Source organism: Enterobacter cloacae complex sp. ECL411 (assembly GCF_021869665.1).
GTDB classification, from domain to species: Bacteria; Pseudomonadota; Gammaproteobacteria; order Enterobacterales; family Enterobacteriaceae; genus Enterobacter; species Enterobacter intestinihominis.
In genome coordinates this window covers 333,068-354,467 of the sequence record NZ_CP091486.1, presented here as the reverse complement: position 1 = coordinate 354,467, position 21,400 = coordinate 333,068, and the positions used below count along the sequence as shown (strand labels likewise).

Here is a 21,400-nt window from a genome sequence, read left to right as displayed (position 1 = left end):
GGGCCTACGGTTATGTAGGCCCGGTAAGGCGAAGCCGCCACCCGGCATTTTTACATCATTGGTCAGCCGTTTTATCAAAACGACCCAGCACCTCGCGTTCATACGCCAGCGCTTTTTTACGGTCGAACTTGTGTTCCCACTTGGAGATTACCAGCACCGCCAGCGCATTACCCACCACGTTCAGCGCGGTACGCGCCATGTCGAGGATACGGTCCACACCGGCGATAAACGCCAGGCCTTCCAGCGGAATACCGACGCTGCCCAGCGTCGCCAGCAGCACCACGAAGGAGACGCCCGGCACGCCTGCGATACCCTTTGAGGTCACCATCAGGGTCAACACCAGCACGATTTCCTGCCACAGCGACAGGTCAATGCCGTACAGCTGAGCGATAAAGATTGCCGCAATACTCTGATACAGCGTTGAACCATCCAGGTTGAAGGAGTAACCGGTCGGTACAACGAAGCTGGTAATGGACGCCGGTGCACCGTAGGCCTCCATCTTCTCAATGATACGCGGCAGCACGCTCTCGGAGCTTGCCGTGGAGTACGCCAGAATCAGCTCATCTTTCAGAATGCGGATCAGGATCCAGATGCTCAGCCCGCACAGGCGCGCCACAATCCCCAGCACCACCAGCGCAAAGAACAGGATCGCGAAGTGCACCAGAATCACCAGCTTCGCCAACGGCCACAGGGAAGCAAAGCCGAAGTTCGCCACGGTTACGGCGATCAGCGCAAAAACACCCACCGGCGCATAGCGCATCACCATGTGGGTAACTTTGAACATGGTTTCAGAGATAGAGCGGAACACCGTTACCAGCGGTTCACGGTGCGTCGCGGGCAGGGAAGAAAGCCCCAGACCAAAGAGCACCGAGAAGAAGATGATCGGCAGCATCTCGCCCTTCGCCATTGACGCGATAATGTTGGTCGGCACCAGCGAGAGGATAGTCCCCATCAGCCCATGCGAATGGCTCTGCACGTCGGCGGTGGTGCTTTGGTATTTCGAAATATCCACCGTCGCCAGCTGCGACATATCAATCCCGGAACCTGGCTGGAACACGTTCGCCAGGGTGATACCAAGAATGATGGCAACCGTGGTGATCACTTCGAAATAGAGAATGGTTTTAACGCCGATGCGGCCTAACTGTTTCGCATCACCTACCCCGGCAATACCGACCACCAGCGTCGAGATCACAATCGGCACAACAATCATCTTGATCAGATGAATAAAGATATCGCCCGCTGGCGAGAGAAGGTTCGCAATCAGCCACTCGCGGCTGTCGCTATGGTAATGGAGGTAACTGCCCAGCAAGATGCCCAGCACAAGGGCCAGCAGGATCTGCCAGGCCAGGCTGACTTTCAAATTTTTCATAGAAACTGACTTCCTCAATGAAATCTCCGCACCAGCAAAACTGCATGAATATGGAGACATACTGAAAGGGTATGAATTGTGTTGCGTTGGTTTATGGGATTTTTTAACGCGCCGTATGAGTATCATTTGCACGGCATGCTGCGCAAGCCTTAAAGAACAAGGCATTTCACTGCAAAAAGCGTCATTGACGGTAATTAATAGCAATCCACATCAATAACCGATTGTTATGAAAAAACTTTTACAAACAAAAAAGTGAATAATTCTTCAGATGAATTATTTCCCTTCAAAGTTTCATTCGCTCAATTTTCATACTCTTCAGACATTGCGTGATCTGTCGCCCAAATACTAAACAAAGCTTGTAAAGCCCCTACTATTAACGTTTTTGCGACATATTATTAACATCTTACAAGGAGAAAAAAAGCCATGAGCCAAATACACAAACACGACATTCCCGCAAACATTGCGGACCGTTGCCTGATAAGCCCGGAGCAGTACCAGGAGAAATACCAGCAGTCCATTTCCAGCCCTGACGCATTCTGGGGTGAACAGGGCCACATCCTCGACTGGATCACACCTTATCAGAAGGTAAAGAACACCTCTTTCGCGCCGGGCAATGTCTCCATTAAATGGTATGAAGACGGCACGCTGAACCTGGCGGCGAACTGCCTGGACCGCCATCTTGCCGAACGCGGCAACGAAACGGCCATTATCTGGGAAGGCGACGATGCCTCTCAGAGCAAACACATCTCATATAAAGAGCTTCATCGCGACGTCTGCCGCTTCGCCAACGTGCTGCTGGCCCAGGGCATTAAAAAAGGCGATGTGGTGGCGATCTATATGCCGATGGTGCCGGAAGCCGCGGTGGCTATGCTGGCCTGCGCGCGCATCGGCGCGATCCACTCCGTTATTTTTGGTGGCTTCTCGCCGGAGGCGGTTGCCGGACGTATCGTCGACTCGAACTCAAAGCTGGTGATCACCGCTGACGAGGGCGTGCGTGCCGGGCGCGGCATTCCGCTGAAGAAAAACGTCGATGAAGCGCTGAAAAACCCGAACGTGAAATCCATCCATAACGTCATTGTCTTCAAACGCACGGGCGGCAACATCGACTGGCACGAAGGCCGAGACCTGTGGTGGAGCGATCTGATTGAAAACGCGAGCGACCAGCATCAGCCGGAAGAGATGAACGCGGAAGATCCGCTGTTTATCCTTTATACATCCGGATCCACTGGTAAGCCGAAAGGCGTGCTGCATACCACCGGCGGCTATCTGGTTTACGCGGCCACCACCTTTAAATACGTTTTCGACTACCATCCGGGCGACATCTACTGGTGTACCGCCGACGTGGGCTGGGTCACCGGTCACAGCTACCTGCTGTACGGCCCGCTGGCCTGCGGCGCAACGACGCTGATGTTTGAAGGCGTACCTAACTGGCCAACGCCGGCGCGTATGTGCCAGGTGGTCGATAAGCATCAGGTCAACATTCTCTACACCGCGCCAACGGCGATCCGTGCGCTGATGGCGGAAGGCGATAAAGCCATCGAAGGGACCGACCGCTCTTCCCTGCGCATCCTCGGTTCCGTGGGCGAGCCGATCAACCCGGAAGCCTGGGAGTGGTACTGGAAGAAGATCGGCAACGAGAAGTGCCCGGTGATGGACACCTGGTGGCAGACCGAAACCGGCGGCTTCATGATCACCCCGATGCCGGGCGCCACGCAGTTGAAAGCCGGTTCGGCCACCCGTCCGTTCTTCGGCGTGCAGCCCGCGCTGGTGGACAACGAAGGCAATCCGCAGGAAGGGGCCACCGAAGGCAACCTGGTGATCGTCGATTCCTGGCCTGGCCAGGCGCGTACCCTGTTCGGCGACCATGAGCGCTTCGAGCAGACCTACTTCTCGACCTTTAAAAACATGTACTTCAGCGGCGACGGCGCGCGCCGGGACGAAGACGGTTATTACTGGATCACCGGACGCGTGGACGATGTGCTGAATGTTTCCGGCCACCGTCTGGGCACGGCGGAGATTGAGTCTGCGCTGGTGTCGCATCCGAAGATTGCCGAAGCGGCAGTTGTCGGCATTCCTCACAACATCAAAGGCCAGGCGATCTACGCCTACGTCACCCTGAACCACGGCGAGGAGCCGTCGCCAGAGCTGTATACCGAGGTGCGCAACTGGGTGCGTAAAGAGATCGGCCCGCTGGCCACGCCGGACGTGCTGCACTGGACCGACTCACTGCCGAAAACCCGTTCCGGCAAGATTATGCGCCGTATTCTGCGCAAAATCGCAGCAGGCGACACCAGCAACCTCGGTGATACCTCAACGCTTGCCGATCCTGGCGTGGTAGACAAACTGCTCGAAGAGAAGCAGGCCATCGCAATGCCTTCCTAGTGTTTTCTCCCTCTCCCCGTGGGAGAGGGCCGGGGTGAGGGCATCAGACCGCACCTTCCTTCCATCACCCTAACCCTCTCCCCATAGGGGAGAGGGGATAAAAACAAACCAACCTTACCTTTGGAGACTCTGTGATGAATAACGATATTTGTCAGCAGATAGAGAATAGTGCGCACTACAAGGAGCTCGTCGAAAAACGGCAACGGTTTGCCTTTATCCTTTCCATCATCATGCTGGTTATTTACGTCGGCTTTATTCTGCTGATCGCCTTTGCGCCGCAGTGGCTCGGTACGCCGCTGCACGCCGGAACCAGCGTTACGCGCGGCATCCCAATTGGCATTGGCGTTATCGTTATTTCGTTTGTGCTGACAGGTGTGTATGTCTGGCGTGCGAACGGTGAATTCGATCGCCTTAACAGAGAAGTTCTGCGCGAGGTAAAAGCATCATGAAGCGAGTCCTGACGGCGCTTGCCGCCACACTTCCCTTTGCTGCCCATGCGGCAGATGCCCTTACCGGCGAGGTCCAGCGCCAGCCAACCAACTGGCAGGCGATTATCATGTTCCTGATTTTCGTGGTGCTAACGCTTTACATCACCTACTGGGCGTCGAAACGCGTGCGCTCCCGTAACGATTACTACACCGCGGGCGGCAACATTACCGGCTTCCAGAACGGGCTGGCGATTGCGGGAGACTTTATGTCTGCCGCCTCGTTCCTCGGGATCTCCGCGCTGGTTTATACCTCGGGGTATGACGGCCTGATCTACTCCCTCGGCTTCCTCGTCGGCTGGCCGATCATTCTGTTCCTGATTGCCGAGCGCCTGCGTAACCTTGGCCGCTACACCTTTGCAGACGTAGCTTCATACCGCCTCAAACAAGGCCCCATCCGCATGCTCTCCGCCTGCGGTTCGCTGGTGGTGGTGGCGCTGTACCTGATTGCCCAGATGGTCGGCGCGGGCAAACTGATCGAGCTGCTGTTCGGTCTGAACTACCACGTCGCGGTGGTGCTGGTAGGCGTGCTGATGGTGATGTACGTCCTGTTCGGCGGCATGCTGGCCACCACCTGGGTACAGATCATCAAAGCGGTACTGCTGCTGTTCGGCGCCAGCTTTATGGCCTTTATGGTAATGAAGCACGTCGGGTTCAGCTTCAATAATCTGTTTACCGAAGCCATGTCAGTGCACCCGAAAGGGGAAGCGATCATGAGCCCGGGCGGGCTGGTGAAAGATCCGATATCCGCGCTCTCGCTCGGTCTCGGCCTGATGTTCGGTACCGCTGGCCTGCCGCATATCCTGATGCGTTTCTTCACGGTGTCTGATGCACGTGAAGCGCGTAAAAGCGTGTTCTACGCCACCGGGTTTATGGGCTACTTCTACATACTGACCTTTATCATCGGCTTTGGCGCGATCATGCTGGTGGGGGCAAACCCGGCGTTTAAAGACGCGGCGGGCGCGCTTATCGGCGGTAACAACATGGCGGCGGTGCATCTGGCCGACGCGGTAGGCGGTAACCTGTTCCTCGGCTTTATCTCTGCCGTGGCCTTCGCCACCATCCTCGCGGTGGTTGCCGGGCTGACGTTGGCTGGTGCGTCTGCGGTATCGCACGATCTCTACGCCAACGTTTTCCGCAAAGGCGCAAGCGAGCGCGATGAGCTGAAAGTCTCCAAAATCACCGTACTGGTGCTGGGCGTCGTCGCCATCCTGCTGGGGATTTTGTTCGAGAAGCAGAACATCGCCTTTATGGTGGGGCTGGCCTTCTCGATTGCGGCAAGCTGTAACTTCCCGATCATTCTGCTCTCCATGTACTGGTCAAAACTGACCACCCGTGGGGCGATGATTGGCGGCTGGCTGGGGCTGCTGACGGCGGTGATTCTGATGATCCTCGGCCCGACCATCTGGGTGCAGATCCTCGGTCACGAAAGCGCTATCTTCCCGTATGAATACCCGGCGCTGTTCTCCATTGCCGTGGCGTTTATTGGGATCTGGTTCTTCTCAGCGACCGACAACTCGCCGGAGGGTAACCTGGAGCGTGAGAAATTCCGCGCCCAGTTTATCCGCTCGCAAACCGGCCTGGGTGTTGAGCAAGGCCGCGCGCACTAAACCTTTTCTCCCCGGTCGCTCTGGCCGGGGAACTTAAAACATCACCCACGCCACCAGCGGCGCGATTAATACCATTGTCACGCCCGAGAGCATCATCACCAGGCTTGCAACAACGCCTTCCTGCTGTCCCAGCTCATACGAACGTGCCGTCCCCGCCCCGTGCGACGCCGCGCCAAACCCTGCCCCTTTCGCCATCCCTTCGAGAATGGAAAGGCGCAGAAACAGCATATCCCCCACTGCCATGCCGAACACGCCGGTCACCACCACAAACAGCGCCACCAGATCCGGCTGTCCGCCGAGCGGTTTAGCCGCCGCCAGCGCGAACGGTGTGGTCACCGAGCGTACCGCCAGGCTGCGCTGGATTTCATCAGACAGGGTAAACAGCCGCGCCAGCCAGACCGAGCTGCACACCGCCACTACCGTCGCGGTGACGACACCCGCGCTGAGCGACATCCAGTGGCGTTTAATAATTGCCAGGTTGTCATACACAGGCACCGCAAAGGCGATAGTCGCCGGGCCGAGCAGCCACAGCAGCCAGTGGGATTCACCAATGTAGTTCTGCCAGGAGATATGGCCGAAGACCAGCATCAGCACCAGCAGGATCGGCGTAAAGACCAGCGGCATCAGCGGCAGCGTGCGAAAGCGGCGATACAGGCGCTTGTTGGCAAAGTAAATGACGACTGTCGCAATCAGGCATAGCACGCTTATCTGAAAGTTAGTCATGCTTCTGCCTGCTGATTTCAAAGCGATACACTTTATCCACCACCCAGGCGGTGGCGCCCAGCACCATCAGCGTGCTCAGGGCGATAACCGCAAAGATGCGCCAGCCGTCGACCATCAGCAGTTGCGCATAATTCACCACCGCCACCACGGCCGGAACGAAGAACAGCAGCATCTCCGCCAGCAGCCAGCGCGCACCGGCCCGCACCCAGCTAAGGGGCAACGCGCGACAGAGGATCAGCGTCAGCATCAGCACCATTCCCACCAGGTTGGCGGGTAAAGGCAGGTTCAGCCAGTCGACAAGATATTCAGCAAAAACAAACAGTCCCGCGTAGAGCAGTACCTGAACCGGTACCTGGAGTCGTTGAACAACGGCAGGCGTAACACGGCTTAACGCCACGGCCATGGGGGTTTTCCTCAGAAATGAGACGAGGCGCCAGTATAGTGAGCGTACGGTATCGACTGAAATGAATTAAAATCATCGAAGGTATAGTTTCGAGGAATAATCATGGACATAAGAACGCTGCGCTATTTTGTCGAGGTGGTTCGCCAGCAAAGTTTTACCCGCGCAGCGGAGAAGTTATTCGTAACCCAGCCTACCATCAGTAAGATGCTGAAAAACCTCGAAGATGAGCTGAACTGTACCCTCCTGATCCGCGACGGGCGCAAGCTGCTGCTGACCGATACCGGTCGCGTGGTGTTCGAGCGCGGGCTGGCAATTCTGGCGGAGTTCCGCCAGCTGGAGGCCGAGCTTGGGGACATCAACCACCTGACAAAAGGGCTGCTGCGGCTCGGCATTCCGCCGATGGTCGGCATGATGATGGCCGGGCCGATTAGCCTGTTTCGCCAGCGCTATCCCGGCGTTGAGCTAAAAATTTCTGAATTTGGCGGCCTGACCGTGCAGCAGGCGGTGATGAACGGTGAACTTGACGTGGCCATGACGGCCCTTCCCGTGGAAGAAGAGAGCGGCCTGGCGACGCTGCCGCTGTTCAGCCACCCGCTGTGCGTGCTGGTGCCGCGCTCCGGCGACTGGCTGAAGATTGAATCAGTAAAACCCGAGCTGCTCGGCGAACACCCGCTGCTGATTTACAACGAAGATTTCGCCTTAAGCCGCCAGCTGATGGCGCTGTTTAACCAGCACAACGTAAAGCCGCGCATTGCGGTGCGCAGCGGCCAATGGGATTTTCTGGCAGCGATGGTACAGGCGGGCGTGGGGATAGCCATTCTGCCGCAGCCGATCTGCGAGCGGCTGGATAAAAAAACGCTGCGCTGGATCCCGCTGGAGAGCGATCTGCACTGGCAGTTAGGGATGATCTGGCGTGAAGGGGTGTATCTGTCGCACAGCGCACAGGCGTGGTTGCAATGCTGTGAGGGGTTTTGGGTACCCTCACCCTAACCCTCTCCCTGTGGGCTGAGGGTTCCCCAGTAATTTTTTTATGCAGAAGCAATAAAGTTGCTTTCTAAATGACTGAGGGCTGTCAGCGATGCCCTGGTCCGGCTGTAAATCGCTGAGGCGTTTGCCTTCCGGCCGGGGCGAGGCGCAGGGATGCGCCGAGAGGGCGGCTTTACAGGGACGTTGCCTCCGCCCGTACCCGATAAGCCGGAAGGAATAAGCCGAGGGCACCGCGAAGCGGCGATTTTCCGCCGGGAGCCCGGGTCGCCAGGGTGGTGGCGACTGAGCCACCCTGGCACGTTCACCGGTCATGTCGTTACAGAGTAGCAAGGAACATAAAGTGAACGGAATGACCACCACCGCCGTATGTTCCCCTCACCCTAACCCTCTCCCCGGAGGGGCGAGGGGATTGCTCAGTGCTCGCATTAATTTGTGGGGAACCCTCAGCCCACAGGGAGAGGGAACCGATCGAGCACGTAGGCCCGGTAAGCGCAGCGCCACCGGGCAATTACAGCGCTACTGATTCTCTATCAACAACGCTTCCAGCAGATCCAGATCGTGCAGCAGCTTTTGCAGCGTCTCGTTGCTGATCTGCCGCGTCGCGCGCAGGTGATACAGCTCGGCACGCTCGGAGCGCAGCGCCGCCAGGCGGAAACGGCGCTCGAGGTTCTCTTCCTGCAACGAACTTTCCACGTCGTTACGTCCGTCAGCACGGCGACGCAAATTACCAATCACGCGTGAACTGACTTCCTTCAGCAGCTGGTTATCAATGTTCTCTTCGGCATCGGCGGCCAGACGCTCCTCCATCTTCTCGATGGCGACAATCGCTACTTCCGCCGTCGCCGCGCGGGCAATCCGCTCTTCCTTATGCTGCTGCGAGGTGTCACCCGCATCAATATGCTGCAGCAGAATCGGCAGCATAATTACGCCGACAAACAGGGAGAAGAGGATCACGCCCGCCGCCAGGAACACCAGCTCGTAGCGCGCCGGGAAGACGTCGCCCGTCGGCAGAAGCAGAGGAATGGAGAGCACACCAGCAAGGGTGATCGCCCCACGAACGCCCGCGAAAGAGGCAATCAGCAGCTCGCGCGTGGTCCAGGAGCCGAACTCCATCGGCTTTTTGGTCAGGAAGCGAACGCTGAACTTCTTCATCGTCCACAGCCAGCCGAAACGCACCAGCATCAGCGAAAGGTAGATGAGTACGATATCGGTAAACAGCATCCACACTTCAACGTTTGGATCCGCTTCGGCCGCGATCAGCGAAGATTCCATAATGCCCGGCAGTTGCAGGCCCAGCAGCAGGAACACCATGCCGTTAAAGACAAACTCGAGCATCGCCCAGGTACTGTTCGCGCGCAGACGCATCGCCAGCGGCGCCCGGCGCATCACGCCGGAACGGGTGATGGTCATCCCCGCGGCTACCGCCGCCAGAATGCCCGACACGCCGATATGTTCGGCAATCAGGTAAGAGGCGAACGGCAGCAGGAACAGCAGGACGATCTGCGTCGCCGGTTCATCGCCGCCCCAGCGGCTGAGGAAGCGCAGCGAACGACCGTACAGCCAGCTTACAACAAAGCCTGCGAGGATACCGCCAATCGCCACCTTGAAGAATTCGAGGGTTGCACCGCCGACGGTAAAGACCATGGTGCCCATGGCTACCGCCACGGCAAACTTCAGGGCGACCAGGCCGGAAGCGTCGTTCATCAGCGCCTCGCCCTGCAAAATGCCCATGATTTTCTTAGGAATGCGCCCTTCGCCCACAATGCCGGACAGCGCCACGGCGTCGGTCGGCGACAGCACGGCAGCCAGCGCAAAGGCGGGTATAAGCGGGATCCCCGGTACGGCCCAGTAGATCAGGAAACCAATCCCGACCACGGTAACGACCACCAGCGCCAGCGCCAGACCGAAGATCTCTCGCCCGTGCTCAAGAAATTCGCGCGTCGGCGTTTTCCAGCCATCGGCAAACAGCAGCGGCGGGATAAACAGCACGAGGAACAGTTCCGGATCGAACTCCACGTGCAGACCGAACGTCGGCCACGCCAGCAGCGCGCCGATAGCTATTTGCATTAAAGGCAGGGGGACCTGGAAGGGCAGTACGCGTGTAACCACCCCGGATAATGAGACCACAAGGGTCATGATGAGTATTGTGAAGAAAATTTCCATGCGTTCCCTGTTTGCTGTGTTTCTTTTCAAGCCAAACCTGAGGCGTCGTGCCTCTTATTCTATCCTCTCCAGAGTAACGTAAAAGACAACGGGATGAGTCCTGAAAATAAAAACGGGCGGCCTGAGCCACCCGTTTTCGCATCAATGGATAACTTAAATTGCCCAGCCGCCCGCGTAGAACGCCACCAGCGCAACGGCGATGACAACGGTACCGATGTTCAGCTTGCGCCACTCACCGGAGACCAGACGCCCAATCACCAGCGAGGCGAAACCGATCATAATGCCGGTCACGATGTTACAGGTCAGCACGATAAAGACCGCGGTGATCAGGCCGGACATGGCATCAACAAAGTCAGCAAAGTCGATTTTCGCCACGTTGCTCAGCATCAGCAGGCCAACGTACATCAGCGCAGGTGCGGTCGCGTAAGCTGGCACCAGATAAGAGAGCGGAGAGAGGAACAGGATCAGCAGGAACAGTACGCCAACGGTAATAGCCGTCAGGCCGGTTTTGCCGCCTGCCGCCGTACCCGCTGCGGACTCAATGTACACTGCCGCTGGCGCTGCACCCACCAGGCCAGAGAAAACGCTGCTCAGGGAGTCGGTGGTCAGCGCTTTGCCGCCGTCAATGATCTGGCCGTCTTTGTCCAGCAGGTTAGCCTGCCCCGCCACCGCGCGGATGGTCCCGGTGGCGTCAAACACCGCGGTCATTACCAGCGCCAGCACGCTTGGCAGGATCACCGGGTTCAGCGCGCCCACAATATCCAGGCTGCCAATCAGGGAGTTACCGTTGTCATCGCTCAGCGACGGCATGGCGAAAATCCCGGAGAAATGAACGGACGGGTCGAAAATCAGGCCGACGATGGACACGCCGATAATGGTCAGCAGAATGCCGCCCGGCACTTTCAGTTTTTCCAGGCCAATGATCACCGCCAGACCCACCAGCGACATAATTACCGGGAAGCTCGCGAAGTTACCCAGCGCAACCGGCAGGCCGTCCAGCGGGTTCTTGATGACCAGACCCACGCCGTTGGCGGCAATCAGCAGCAGGAACAGGCCGATGCCGATACCGGTGCCGTGCGCCACGCCCTGCGGCAGGTTGCGCAAAATCCAGCTACGGATGCCGGTAGCAGAGATCACGGTGAACAGAACACCCATCAGGAACACCGCGCCGAGCGCTACGGGGACGCTGATATGCTGGCCCAGCACCAGGCTGAAGGCGGTAAACGCGGTCAGGGAGATGGCGCACCCGATCGCCAGCGGCAGGTTCGCCCACAGGCCCATCACAATCGAACCCACACCCGCAACCAGGCAGGTGGCAACGAAGACCGCCGCTGGCGGGAAGCCCGCTTTGCCGAGCATGCCCGGCACCACGATGACGGAGTACACCATCGCCAGAAACGTCGTCAGACCGGCAACAACTTCCTGGCGCACGGTGCTGCCGCGAGCAGAAATTTTAAACATGGCGTCAAGTGAACCGCCGGTACGCGCAGATGGCGTAGACATAGAAAACATCCCCTGAAAATTTTTATTGAAAGTCCGTAAGCGTGGTGGAGACTCCACTGCCAGCGAAACGTCAAATCCTTGTGCTGCGTTTGCGACGAAAGGGGCGTCACAAAAAAAGCAAACGTTTAGCTCCGCGCTTACAAAACGGATGGTCAAATGTAGGCAAACGATTATCTAGCCTAATACCCGCCCTTTTCAACTGAACTTTCTCGTTTTTCGCTAAAATTGCCTCATGACGATGAAGAATTAAGCAGAGGATGCGCAAACGTTATCGTCCATGCGCAATTTCGTTACATTTCATCCCCCGCCGGGTATCGTCAGCGGGCCGCCTTTCGCAAGCGTTGTCTGCCAGCCCGGACGTGCCTCCACTCTCTGTTTCCACGCCGCTATGTGGTCGAGATTGTCGATGCCGCCTCTCGCCAGCAGGGCGAAGAGGGGAAAACTCATCTGGATATCAGCCATGGTCAGCGTGTCGCCGGCAAACCAGCTGTTTTCGGCAAGATGATCGTTAATAAAGCGCGCATGCGTTTCCAGCTGGCGGTTGAGATACGCTTTTTGCACCCCCTGCCCCAGCGCCTTACCCAGCGTGCGCAGGCCAAACGGGACGGGGGGTTTGCCGAGGCTGTTAAATACCAGCTTCATTAACAGCAGCGGCATCAAAGATCCTTCGGCGTAATGCAGCCAGAAGCGATACTGCACTTTATGAGCGGGATCTAACGGTTTGAATCGTGACGCCGAATCGTACGTTTCCTGAAGATATTCCAGAATCGCGCCTGATTCAGCCAGAACCAGTCCGTTATCTTCCAGTACCGGGGATTTTCCCAGCGGATGCACTTTTTTGAGCGCGTCTGGTGCGAGCATGGTTTTTTCGCGCTGGTAGCGCACAATCTCATATGTCAGACCCAGCTCTTCCAGCGCCCAGAGGACGCGATGGGAACGAGACTGGTTAAGGTGGTGGACCGTTAGCATGATGTTCTCCGGTGATTCATACTTTTTAACTATAGAAAACTGAACAACTTCACGAAAAAAATTCGGCTAAAATCTCATCATCTCCGGTGGCAAAAACGGCGGCCGGGCATAGAATTAAAGTGTCAGTACAAACCGGAACCTCCTCCATAAGCTCGACACGAGGAGTACTGATGTCGGGGGAAACCCTCCCGTGAGCCAGCGGGATAGAGAGAAAGACAAAGACCGGAAAAAACTAAAGCGCCCTTAGTGGCGCTTTAGTTCTTTATGCTTGTTGCCGGGTGGCGGCTGCGCCTTACCCGGCAAACACCTTTCAATCCTCCTCCAGCAACCGCGCCCCTGTTCCCTGCTCGCCCAACCTGTCACCCGGGTTACGCAGCGGACAATCACTACGTGATAAACACCCGCAACCAATACAGCCATCCAGTTCATCGCGCAGGGCCACCAGCGTGTGAATACGACGTTCCAGTTCTTCTCGCCACTGGGACGACAGCTGCTTCCACTCTTTCGCGCTCAGCGAGTGCCCTTCCGGCAATACGCCGAACGCGTCGCCGATGGTAGCCAGGGGGATGCCGATACGTTGCGCAATTTTAATAATCGCCACGTAGCGGAGCACATCGCGGGTATAGCGCCGCTGGTTTCCGGCGTTACGGATACTTTTTATTAACCCTTTGCTTTCATAGAAGTGGAGCGCCGACACCGCCACGCCGCTTCGTTTCGCCACTTCACCGGGGGTTAACAGCGCTTTGATGCGCGGTAATCTCTTTTCCATAAAACCTCTTTACCTCAAGTTAACTTGAGGAATTATACTCCCCCGCAGAGAAAACGACGAATCAACCAGGACAGATGTCTCCACAGAGGGGTAACCTTATGTCGCATCAGCAAATTATTCAGACGCTTATTGAATGGATTGATGAACATATCGACCAGCCGTTGAACATTGATGTGGTCGCTAAGAAGTCGGGCTATTCGAAATGGTATTTACAGAGAATGTTCCGCACCGTAATGCATCAAACGCTGGGTGACTACATTCGCCAGCGCAGGCTCCTGCTGGCGGCGCAGGCGTTACGCTCAACGCAGCGGCCCATTTTTGATATCGCAATGGATCTGGGCTATGTGTCGCAGCAGACCTTTTCCCGCGTCTTCCGCCGCGAGTTTGACCGTACGCCGAGCGACTACCGCCATCAGCTCAATTAATGCGTGTTAACGCAAGGGTTGCTGCTGCCAGGCCATAAATGCCTGGGGCGGCATCGCTTTCGCGAAGTGCCATCCCTGACAATACTGCACGCCACGCTTCAGCAGCCAGCTCACCTGCTCCCCCGTCTCGACCCCTTCCGCAATGGTTTTCAGCCGCAGGCTTTGCGCCATCTCAATGATGTGCTCGGCAATCAGGTGGCTGGTGCTGTTGGTGGTTAAGGTATCGATAAAAGATTTGTCGATTTTCAGGATATCGACGTTCAGCGAATAGAGATTATGTAGGTTAGAGTAGCCGGTTCCGAAATCATCAATCGCCACTTCATACCCCGCCTGGCGAAACGCCTGAATGACCGGCGTGGTTTTCGGCACGTCAATAAACCCCCGCTCCGTCACCTCAATTTTTATTTGCTGCGCGCGAACCGAGTAAAAGCGGGCTTTGTCGGAGATCAGGGCAATAAGACGCGAAGAGTGAAAATCTGACGCCGACAGGTTAATCGAGACATACAGATCGGGGTGAGCGGCAAGAAAATGGCCCAGATCGGTGAACACCTCCTCCACGACGTAATCCGTAATGCGCGCAATCATCCCCTCTTTTTCGGCCAGGGGAATAAATTCCGCCGGGCTCATAACCTGACCGTTGAATCCTGGCCAGCGCAACAACGCCTCTGCTCCCACGCACTGGTTATTTTTTATATCAATAATGGGCTGATAATGGACGCACAGCTGGCGTTTATTCAGCGCCCGGTGCAGAAGTCGGCCAGGCGAATTGAATTCACGGTGTGTTCGCGACCACACCAGCAAAATAATAATGCTGCAAATCATCCCCAGCGGTAGCGTCAGAGTAGCCTGATGATAAAGCGTTTTATAAAAACGGGCATTGGAGGTTGAAACGATGGCCGCAATGGGCCTCTGCTCTGATTTTACGATCGTATAAAAACGGTCATCTTTCTGAAAAGTCGTTTCCTGATGTCGGAGCATCGAATGCAATAAAGAAATATTGGCTTTCTGACTCACAGAAAAGAATGCATTGCTGACGGTGTCATACACTCCCCACGACAGGGAACGATCGTCTGACATCACCTCACTGTACGAAAGCGGGTTGACCACTGCGACATAATTTCCGCGCTGCATATATATCATTTTATAACCATTAAAAAATGGCGTATCGCGAAAATAATAGATAGCAACGTCGGGTTTACGTGTGTAATTGGCAGCGGGGATGATGTAAGGATGATCCGGCGTAAAAAGGGTCGAGCAGAGAAAGTCCTGGCCTTCAGCATAAATTAAATCGGCAACAAAAAGGCGACCGCGGGAAACGTTCAACATATATTGACGATGCTCCGGCGTACACACTTTACCCTGATATTTTTCTGCGTCTTCCCGGGCCATATCAACCTGTTGAATAACCCGTTCAGTTTTGTTTAAAGCAAGTTCAGCAAACGTGCGCAGCTGAGCGCTGATTTCCGACACGGCTCTAAGCTGGGCAAACCATAGCGCAAGCATCACCGGCAGCATAACTACCATGATAATCCCGACCGCTTTGAGCATTTTGCGCCGCGCGCTACGATTCATTTCCCGCTCTGTATCCCTGCATGTTGTACGCCTGTAGCAATGAAGACCGGCTGCTTTGATAAACAGGTGATTACGTTGCATGAATCATGGGAAGTTAGCAACTGACTTTTGGTATTAAAAATCCTAAAATTCGTGATGCCGATAATATTTTCCCGTAAGCCAAACTAAAAGTATTCATTTCGTTTCTGATAAGGATAATAATTACCCGCGACAGGTGTGGAAAATTTGTTGGCTGAAATAGCCTGCTCTTTGTTCTTATGCTGATTTATAAATAATCAGACGCCAGAACCGTTTTTCCTCTTCCCGTACGCTTGGCGTCATATAATGCCTGATCGGCACGCATCAGTATGGCAGAAGTATCCCGTTGCCCCTGACAGACTTCAACCACCCCGGCGCTGAAAGAGAGTACCAGCGTTTTATCGCCCACACGCAGCGGTTTTGAGATCAGCGCGGCACGCAGCCGGGAAGAGAGCAACGTAGCGGCCATACCATCCGTACGCGCCAGCAGAAGAACAAACTCTTCGCCTCCTACCCGTCCCAGTGCCGACCCGGCCGGGCTCACCTCGCGAATACGGTCGCAAAAGTGAATCAATGCCGCATCGCCAACCTGATGTCCCCACCGATCGTTGATCTGCTTGAAATAATCGAGATCGAACATCAGGAGACAGAAGTGGCTACTGACATCCTGCGGCGAACTGGCAGCCAGCGCCATTTTGAGCCGCTGTAAAATTGTCGAGCGATTCAGACAGCCCGTCAGATCGTCCGTGGTGGCTTTGACGGTCAGCTGCTGTTCTGCTTTTTTACGTTCGGTGATATCGAGGCCAATATTGAGAATGGAGTTATCCGGTAAAAGGATGTTTGACCAGAGGATGGTTAACGGCGTCCCGTCTTTACGCACCGGGTGCCATTCGTACATATCCTTAAGTGGTGCGAAACGAACCGACTCCTGCACGCGCTGTCGCTCCTCGGGATCCGGGTAAAACAGGGCCAACGGATCGGGGTGCTCGCCGATTTCAGTCATACTCCAGCCAAAGACTTTTTCGCATTCGGCGTTCCACAATACACACCGGTTATGTCTGTCAAAGGCGTTCATCAATACCGGAGCACGTTCAAATAAAGTTTTATATTGCGTGACGACGCGCTGCATCTCTTGCGCTGTTTTTTCCCGCACGATGATGTCATCAAAATAATCTTTTAGCTTCTCGACCAATACCACCACGATATTTTTCAATATCGGTAACGAGGTCAGTTTTTCATTAAAAGCCAAAAAGAAATAACCACTGCACTGTCTGCCATGCGCTGAGAGTTTACACAGCACGCCGCTTTGCAGTCGCGCATAGCCCGGGTGCTGAGGGGAAAATACCGCCCGGCCAATATGCTCTTTCCAGTAGATAACGCGCCAGGCGCGGTGATGCCGCTGCAACAGGGTGCTGGCAAGAAAATCCGCCACGTTGAAGGCGTGACACGTCACGTCGCCGGCACAAACCACGCGCGGCCCGTCTGCGGATTCGACACTGACCCACGAGAGATTTGCCCCCAGTGCGCTGTTGATGATTTCCAGCATTTCAACCGGCGAACACTGCGCGTTGAGTTGTGGCATCAGCTTCGCCAGGGCGTGCAGAGCCTGCATGCTGTCGTTAATAATCTCGCGTCTTTTTTCTTTCATTATCTTTTCGCAGGTCATTAATCGAGAGAGCAACCGCAATAACTCATATCTGAATAAAAGAATAAGACCACGAAATCAAAGAGTATGCTGAGTGTTAAAAAAGAATAAAAATCCAAATAATTCAATGTGATGAATTATTTTTGCGGGTACATTTATTGTTCCACACAAGCATAATCCATAGACATACTGCTGTAAACGCTATACAGCCGAGGGTGTTTTGCAAAGGTTTTGCTATCTGAATGAATTAAAAATAAAAATTCCGGCTAAGCGCCGATCTGAGCGAGTACGATATATTTTCCCCGGTTATAAACCCACTTTTACCTCATACGATACTGGCGAATAAAACAGCAAATGTGATATAGTTCACACATCTTATGTAACGAGAAACATTGTTTCATTCCAGTTCGTCTGTTTTGTCGAGGATGGGTTTTATGGCAACCATTACCACCAGCATGGTGCTCCTGCGCTGGCCGTTGTTGAGCGCGGTTTTGATGTTCCTGGCCAGCACGTTAAACATTCAGTTCCGAAAGTCCGACTACGCAGGTCTTGCTGTGATTAGCACCCTGTTAGGGTTGGGTGCCGCATGCTGGTTCGCGACAGGTTTGCTCGGCATTACGCTGGTGGATATGGCCGCCGTCTGGGAAAACATTAAAGTGGTGATGGTTGAAGCCATGAGCCACACTCCGCCAGACTGGCCGATGGTGATTACCTGATAGCCTGTTATAAAAAACCCAGACATTGTCTGGGTTTTTTGTGTTTCACGCGTCTGGATATCAGAACGGGATATCGTCGTCGAAGTCCATTGGCGGTTCGTTAGACGGTGCCGGAGCAGACTGCTGCTGAGGACGAGACTGCGCGCCGCCGCTGAACTGATTGCCGCCCTGAGGCTGTTGAGGCTGACCCCAACCGCCCTGCTGTTGGCCGCCACCTGCCGGTGCGCCACCGCCCTGACGACCACCCAGCATCTGCATGGTGCCGCCTACGTTGACCACCACTTCCGTGGTGTATTTTTCCTGACCGGATTGATCGGTCCATTTGCGGGTACGCAGCTGGCCTTCGATATAGACCTGAGAACCCTTACGCAGATACTCACCGGCCACTTCAGCCAGTTTGCCAAACAGCACAACGCGGTGCCATTCGGTCTGCTCTTTCATTTCACCGGTCGCTTTATCACGCCAGGATTCGGAAGTAGCCAGCGTAATGTTGGCAACTGCGCCACCACTCGGCATGTAGCGTACTTCCGGGTCCTGGCCCAGATTACCGACGAGAATCACCTTGTTTACGCCTCTGCTGGCCATGTTCGTGTCTCCTGAATACGTTTCTTAATAGTGTAAACGCGCGAGTGTACCATTTCCATGCGACACTTTGATAGTTGCGTAGCATGTTCCAGAGTTCTCTCGCGGACTCGACATTGTTACACAGTGAATCAGAAAATGCATTCCAATACTGTATATTCAAACAGGTCATTTTGTGTCATAATTAGCCGTTTCTGACAGCCGTTTGTCCTTCAAACAAATCAGGCAATCCGTGTTCCAACCGGGAAAGGTGAATGGATAAGATCGAAGTTCGGGGCGCCCGCACCCACAATCTCAAGAATATCAACCTCATAATCCCTCGCGACAAACTCATCGTCGTGACCGGGCTTTCGGGGTCTGGCAAATCCTCACTGGCTTTCGACACTTTGTATGCCGAAGGACAGCGTCGTTACGTTGAATCGCTCTCGGCGTACGCGCGTCAGTTCCTGTCGCTGATGGAAAAACCGGATGTCGACCACATTGAAGGGTTGTCTCCTGCTATCTCCATTGAGCAGAAATCCACATCGCATAACCCGCGTTCTACGGTCGGTACCATTACCGAAATCCATGACTACCTGCGTCTGCTGTATGCGCGCGTGGGCGAGCCGCGTTGTCCGGATCATGACGTTCCGCTGGCGGCCCAGACCGTCAGCCAGATGGTGGATAACGTGCTGTCTCAGCCGGAAGGCAAACGCCTGATGCTGCTGGCGCCAATCATTAAAGAGCGTAAGGGTGAACACACCAAAACGCTGGAAAACCTGGCAAGCCAGGGCTATATCCGCGCCCGTATCGATGGCGAAGTGTGTGACCTGTCCGATCCGCCAAAGCTGGAGCTGCAAAAGAAACACACCATCGAAGTGGTGATTGACCGCTTTAAGGTACGTGAAGATCTGGCGACGCGTCTGGCGGAATCCTTTGAAACGGCGCTGGAACTGTCGGGCGGCACGGCGGTGGTGTCAGACATGGACGATGCGAAAGCGGAAGAGCTGCTCTTCTCCGCCAACTTCGCCTGCCCGATTTGCGGCTACAGCATGCGCGAGCTGGAACCGCGCCTGTTCTCGTTCAACAACCCAGCGGGCGCGTGCCCGACCTGTGACGGCCTCGGCGTTCAGCAATATTTCGACCCGGACCGCGTGATCCAGAACCCGGAGCTGTCGCTGGCGGGTGGCGCCATTCGCGGCTGGGATAAGCGTAATTTTTACTACTTCCAGATGCTGAAATCGCTGGCAGAGCACTATAAGTTCGACGTTGAAGCCCCGTGGGCCAGCCTGAGCGCGAACGTACATAAAGTGATCCTGTTCGGTTCCGGCAAAGAGAACATCGAGTTCAAGTACATGAACGATCGCGGTGACACTTCCGTGCGTCGCCACCCGTTCGAAGGGGTGCTGCACAACATGGAGCGCCGATACAAAGAGACCGAATCCAGCGCGGTGCGCGAGGAGCTGGCGAAGTTCATCAGCAACCGCTCCTGCGCCACCTGCGAGGGTACACGTCTGCGTCGCGAAGCGCGTCACGTGTTTGTTGAAAACACGGCGCTGCCGACCATCTCAGACATGAGCATCGGTCACGCAATGGACTTCTTCAACAACCTGAAGCTCTCCGGCCAGCGCGCGAAAATCGCCGAAAAAGTGCTGAAAGAGATCGGCGATCGCCTCAAGTTCCTCGTGAACGTCGGCCTGAACTACCTGACGCTTTCCCGATCGGCTGAAACGCTCTCCGGCGGTGAAGCCCAGCGTATCCGCCTGGCGAGCCAGATTGGCGCGGGCTTAGTCGGCGTGATGTACGTACTGGATGAGCCGTCTATCGGCCTGCACCAGCGCGACAACGAACGCCTGCTCGGCACGCTGGTTCACCTGCGTAACCTTGGCAACACGGTGATTGTGGTTGAGCACGACGAAGACGCCATTCGCGCCGCAGACCACGTGATCGACATCGGCCCGGGCGCTGGCGTGCACGGCGGACAGGTGGTGGCAGAAGGGACGCTGAAAGACATTATGGCGGTGCCCGAGTCGCTGACCGGCCAGTACATGAGCGGCAAGCGCAAAATTGAAGTGCCAAAACAGCGCGTGGCGGCGAACCCGGAAAAAGTGCTGAAGCTAACCGGGGCGCGCGGCAACAACCTGAAAGACGTGACCCTGACGCTGCCTGTCGGGCTGTTTACCTGCATCACCGGCGTGTCCGGTTCCGGTAAATCGACGCTGATCAACGATACGCTGTTCCCGATTGCGCAGACGGCGCTGAACGGCGCGACGCTGGCCGAGCCTGCACCGTACCGCGACATTCAGGGGCTGGAGCATTTCGACAAGGTTATCGATATCGATCAGAGCCCGATTGGCCGCACCCCACGTTCCAACCCGGCGACCTATACTGGCGTCTTTACGCCCGTCCGTGAACTCTTCGCGGGTGTACCGGAAGCGCGTTCGCGCGGCTACACGCCAGGACGTTTCAGCTTTAACGTGCGCGGCGGCCGCTGTGAAGCGTGCCAGGGCGACGGCGTAATCAAGGTTGAGATGCACTTCCTGCCGGATATCTACGTGCCGTGCGACCAGTGTAAAGGCAAGCGCTATAACCGCGAAACGCTGGAGATTAAGTACAAAGGCAAGACCATCCACGAAGTGCTGGATATGACCATCGAAGAGGCACGCGAGTTCTTTGACGCCGTCCCTGCGCTGGCGCGTAAGCTGCAAACCCTCATGGATGTGGGTCTGACCTATATTCGTCTGGGGCAGTCAGCGACAACGCTGTCCGGCGGTGAAGCGCAGCGCGTGAAGCTGGCGCGTGAGCTGTCCAAACGCGGTACCGGTCAGACGCTGTATATTCTGGATGAGCCGACCACCGGCCTGCACTTTGCGGATATCCAGCAGCTGCTGGACGTGCTGCACCAGCTGCGCGATCAGGGCAACACCATCGTGGTGATTGAGCACAACCTGGACGTGATTAAAACCGCGGACTGGATTGTCGATCTCGGCCCGGAAGGCGGCAGCGGCGGCGGTGAAATCCTCGTCTCCGGTACGCCAGAGACCGTTGCAGAGTGCGAAGCCTCGCACACCGCGCGCTTCCTCAAACCGTTGCTGTAATC

General features: G+C 55.8%; 17 protein-coding genes. 7 read left to right on the top strand and 10 right to left on the bottom strand.

Annotation, left to right across the window (positions count from 1 at the left end):
- Positions 1-55: 55 nt before the first annotated feature.
- Positions 56-1,369 (bottom strand): glutamate/aspartate:proton symporter GltP, encoded by a 1,314-nt coding sequence (gltP, locus tag L3069_RS01690; RefSeq protein WP_022646765.1) that lies wholly within the window; start codon positions 1,367-1,369, stop codon positions 56-58.
- Between the two features lie 423 nt (positions 1,370-1,792).
- Here gltP and acs point away from each other — a divergent pair, with 423 nt between their 5' ends.
- From acs to actP, 3 genes are all read left to right on the top strand, one after another.
- On the top strand, positions 1,793-3,751 hold the full coding sequence (gene acs, locus L3069_RS01685) for an acetate--CoA ligase (RefSeq protein ID WP_038415084.1): 1,959 nt from the start codon (positions 1,793-1,795) through the stop codon (positions 3,749-3,751).
- Between the two features lie 134 nt (positions 3,752-3,885).
- On the top strand, positions 3,886-4,200 hold the full coding sequence (locus L3069_RS01680) for a DUF485 domain-containing protein (protein WP_038415083.1): 315 nt from the start codon (positions 3,886-3,888) through the stop codon (positions 4,198-4,200).
- Positions 4,197-5,846, top strand: a complete 1,650-nt coding sequence (actP, locus tag L3069_RS01675) for a cation/acetate symporter ActP (RefSeq protein ID WP_023299099.1) — start codon at positions 4,197-4,199, stop codon at positions 5,844-5,846. Before L3069_RS01680 ends, actP begins: the two co-directional genes overlap by 4 nt.
- A gap of 33 nt (positions 5,847-5,879) precedes the next feature.
- Here the strand turns inward: actP and L3069_RS01670 are convergent, their stop codons facing one another.
- Both L3069_RS01670 and L3069_RS01665 read right to left on the bottom strand, forming a co-directional pair.
- Positions 5,880-6,569, bottom strand: a complete 690-nt coding sequence (locus L3069_RS01670) for an LrgB family protein (RefSeq protein ID WP_038415081.1) — start codon at positions 6,567-6,569, stop codon at positions 5,880-5,882.
- On the bottom strand, positions 6,562-6,972 hold the full coding sequence (locus L3069_RS01665; protein WP_022646760.1) for a CidA/LrgA family protein: 411 nt from the start codon (positions 6,970-6,972) through the stop codon (positions 6,562-6,564). The genes L3069_RS01670 and L3069_RS01665 overlap by 8 nt, the downstream gene beginning before the upstream one ends.
- Positions 6,973-7,074: 102 nt before the next feature.
- Between L3069_RS01665 and L3069_RS01660 the strand changes: the two genes are divergently transcribed.
- On the top strand, positions 7,075-7,962 hold the full coding sequence (locus L3069_RS01660) for a LysR family transcriptional regulator (RefSeq protein ID WP_038415079.1): 888 nt from the start codon (positions 7,075-7,077) through the stop codon (positions 7,960-7,962).
- Positions 7,963-8,475: 513 nt separating this feature from the next.
- On the opposite strand, the gene L3069_RS01655 is transcribed toward L3069_RS01660, so the two are convergent.
- From L3069_RS01655 to soxR, 4 genes are all read right to left on the bottom strand, one after another.
- Positions 8,476-10,122 carry a Na+/H+ antiporter gene (locus tag L3069_RS01655; RefSeq protein WP_022646758.1) on the bottom strand — a complete coding sequence of 549 codons (1,647 nt, stop codon included), beginning with the start codon at positions 10,120-10,122 and terminating at the stop codon, positions 8,476-8,478.
- A 153-nt stretch (positions 10,123-10,275) separates the two neighbouring features.
- On the bottom strand, positions 10,276-11,625 hold the full coding sequence (gene ghxP, locus L3069_RS01650; RefSeq protein ID WP_022646757.1) for a guanine/hypoxanthine transporter GhxP: 1,350 nt from the start codon (positions 11,623-11,625) through the stop codon (positions 10,276-10,278).
- 297 nt (positions 11,626-11,922) lie between these two features.
- Positions 11,923-12,594 (bottom strand): glutathione S-transferase family protein, encoded by a 672-nt coding sequence (locus L3069_RS01645; RefSeq protein WP_022646756.1) that lies wholly within the window; start codon positions 12,592-12,594, stop codon positions 11,923-11,925.
- A gap of 310 nt (positions 12,595-12,904) precedes the next feature.
- Complete coding sequence (soxR, locus tag L3069_RS01640; protein WP_038415077.1) at positions 12,905-13,363, bottom strand: redox-sensitive transcriptional activator SoxR; 459 nt, start codon at positions 13,361-13,363, stop codon at positions 12,905-12,907.
- 98 nt (positions 13,364-13,461) lie between these two features.
- Here soxR and soxS point away from each other — a divergent pair, with 98 nt between their 5' ends.
- Positions 13,462-13,788: a superoxide response transcriptional regulator SoxS gene (gene soxS, locus L3069_RS01635; protein WP_003860277.1), complete on the top strand. Its 327-nt coding sequence runs from the start codon at positions 13,462-13,464 to the stop codon at positions 13,786-13,788.
- A gap of 6 nt (positions 13,789-13,794) precedes the next feature.
- Here the strand turns inward: soxS and L3069_RS01630 are convergent, their stop codons facing one another.
- Positions 13,795-15,360, bottom strand: coding sequence for an EAL domain-containing protein (locus L3069_RS01630; RefSeq protein WP_038415076.1), 1,566 nt, complete (start codon positions 15,358-15,360; stop codon positions 13,795-13,797).
- A gap of 265 nt (positions 15,361-15,625) precedes the next feature.
- The gene (locus L3069_RS01625) at positions 15,626-17,026 is read right to left on the bottom strand and encodes a sensor domain-containing diguanylate cyclase (RefSeq protein WP_032621426.1); all 1,401 of its coding nucleotides are present in this window, start codon (positions 17,024-17,026) and stop codon (positions 15,626-15,628) included.
- 431 nt (positions 17,027-17,457) lie between these two features.
- Between L3069_RS01625 and L3069_RS01620 the strand changes: the two genes are divergently transcribed.
- Positions 17,458-17,739, top strand: coding sequence for a YjcB family protein (locus L3069_RS01620; protein ID WP_022646751.1), 282 nt, complete (start codon positions 17,458-17,460; stop codon positions 17,737-17,739).
- Between the two features lie 60 nt (positions 17,740-17,799).
- On the opposite strand, the gene ssb1 is transcribed toward L3069_RS01620, so the two are convergent.
- A complete protein-coding gene (ssb1, locus tag L3069_RS01615) occupies positions 17,800-18,324 on the bottom strand; it encodes a single-stranded DNA-binding protein SSB1 (protein ID WP_003860284.1) in 525 nt (174 codons plus the stop codon).
- Positions 18,325-18,575: 251 nt separating this feature from the next.
- Between ssb1 and uvrA the strand changes: the two genes are divergently transcribed.
- On the top strand, positions 18,576-21,398 hold the full coding sequence (gene uvrA, locus L3069_RS01610) for an excinuclease ABC subunit UvrA (RefSeq protein WP_003860287.1): 2,823 nt from the start codon (positions 18,576-18,578) through the stop codon (positions 21,396-21,398).
- Positions 21,399-21,400 lie beyond the last annotated feature (2 nt).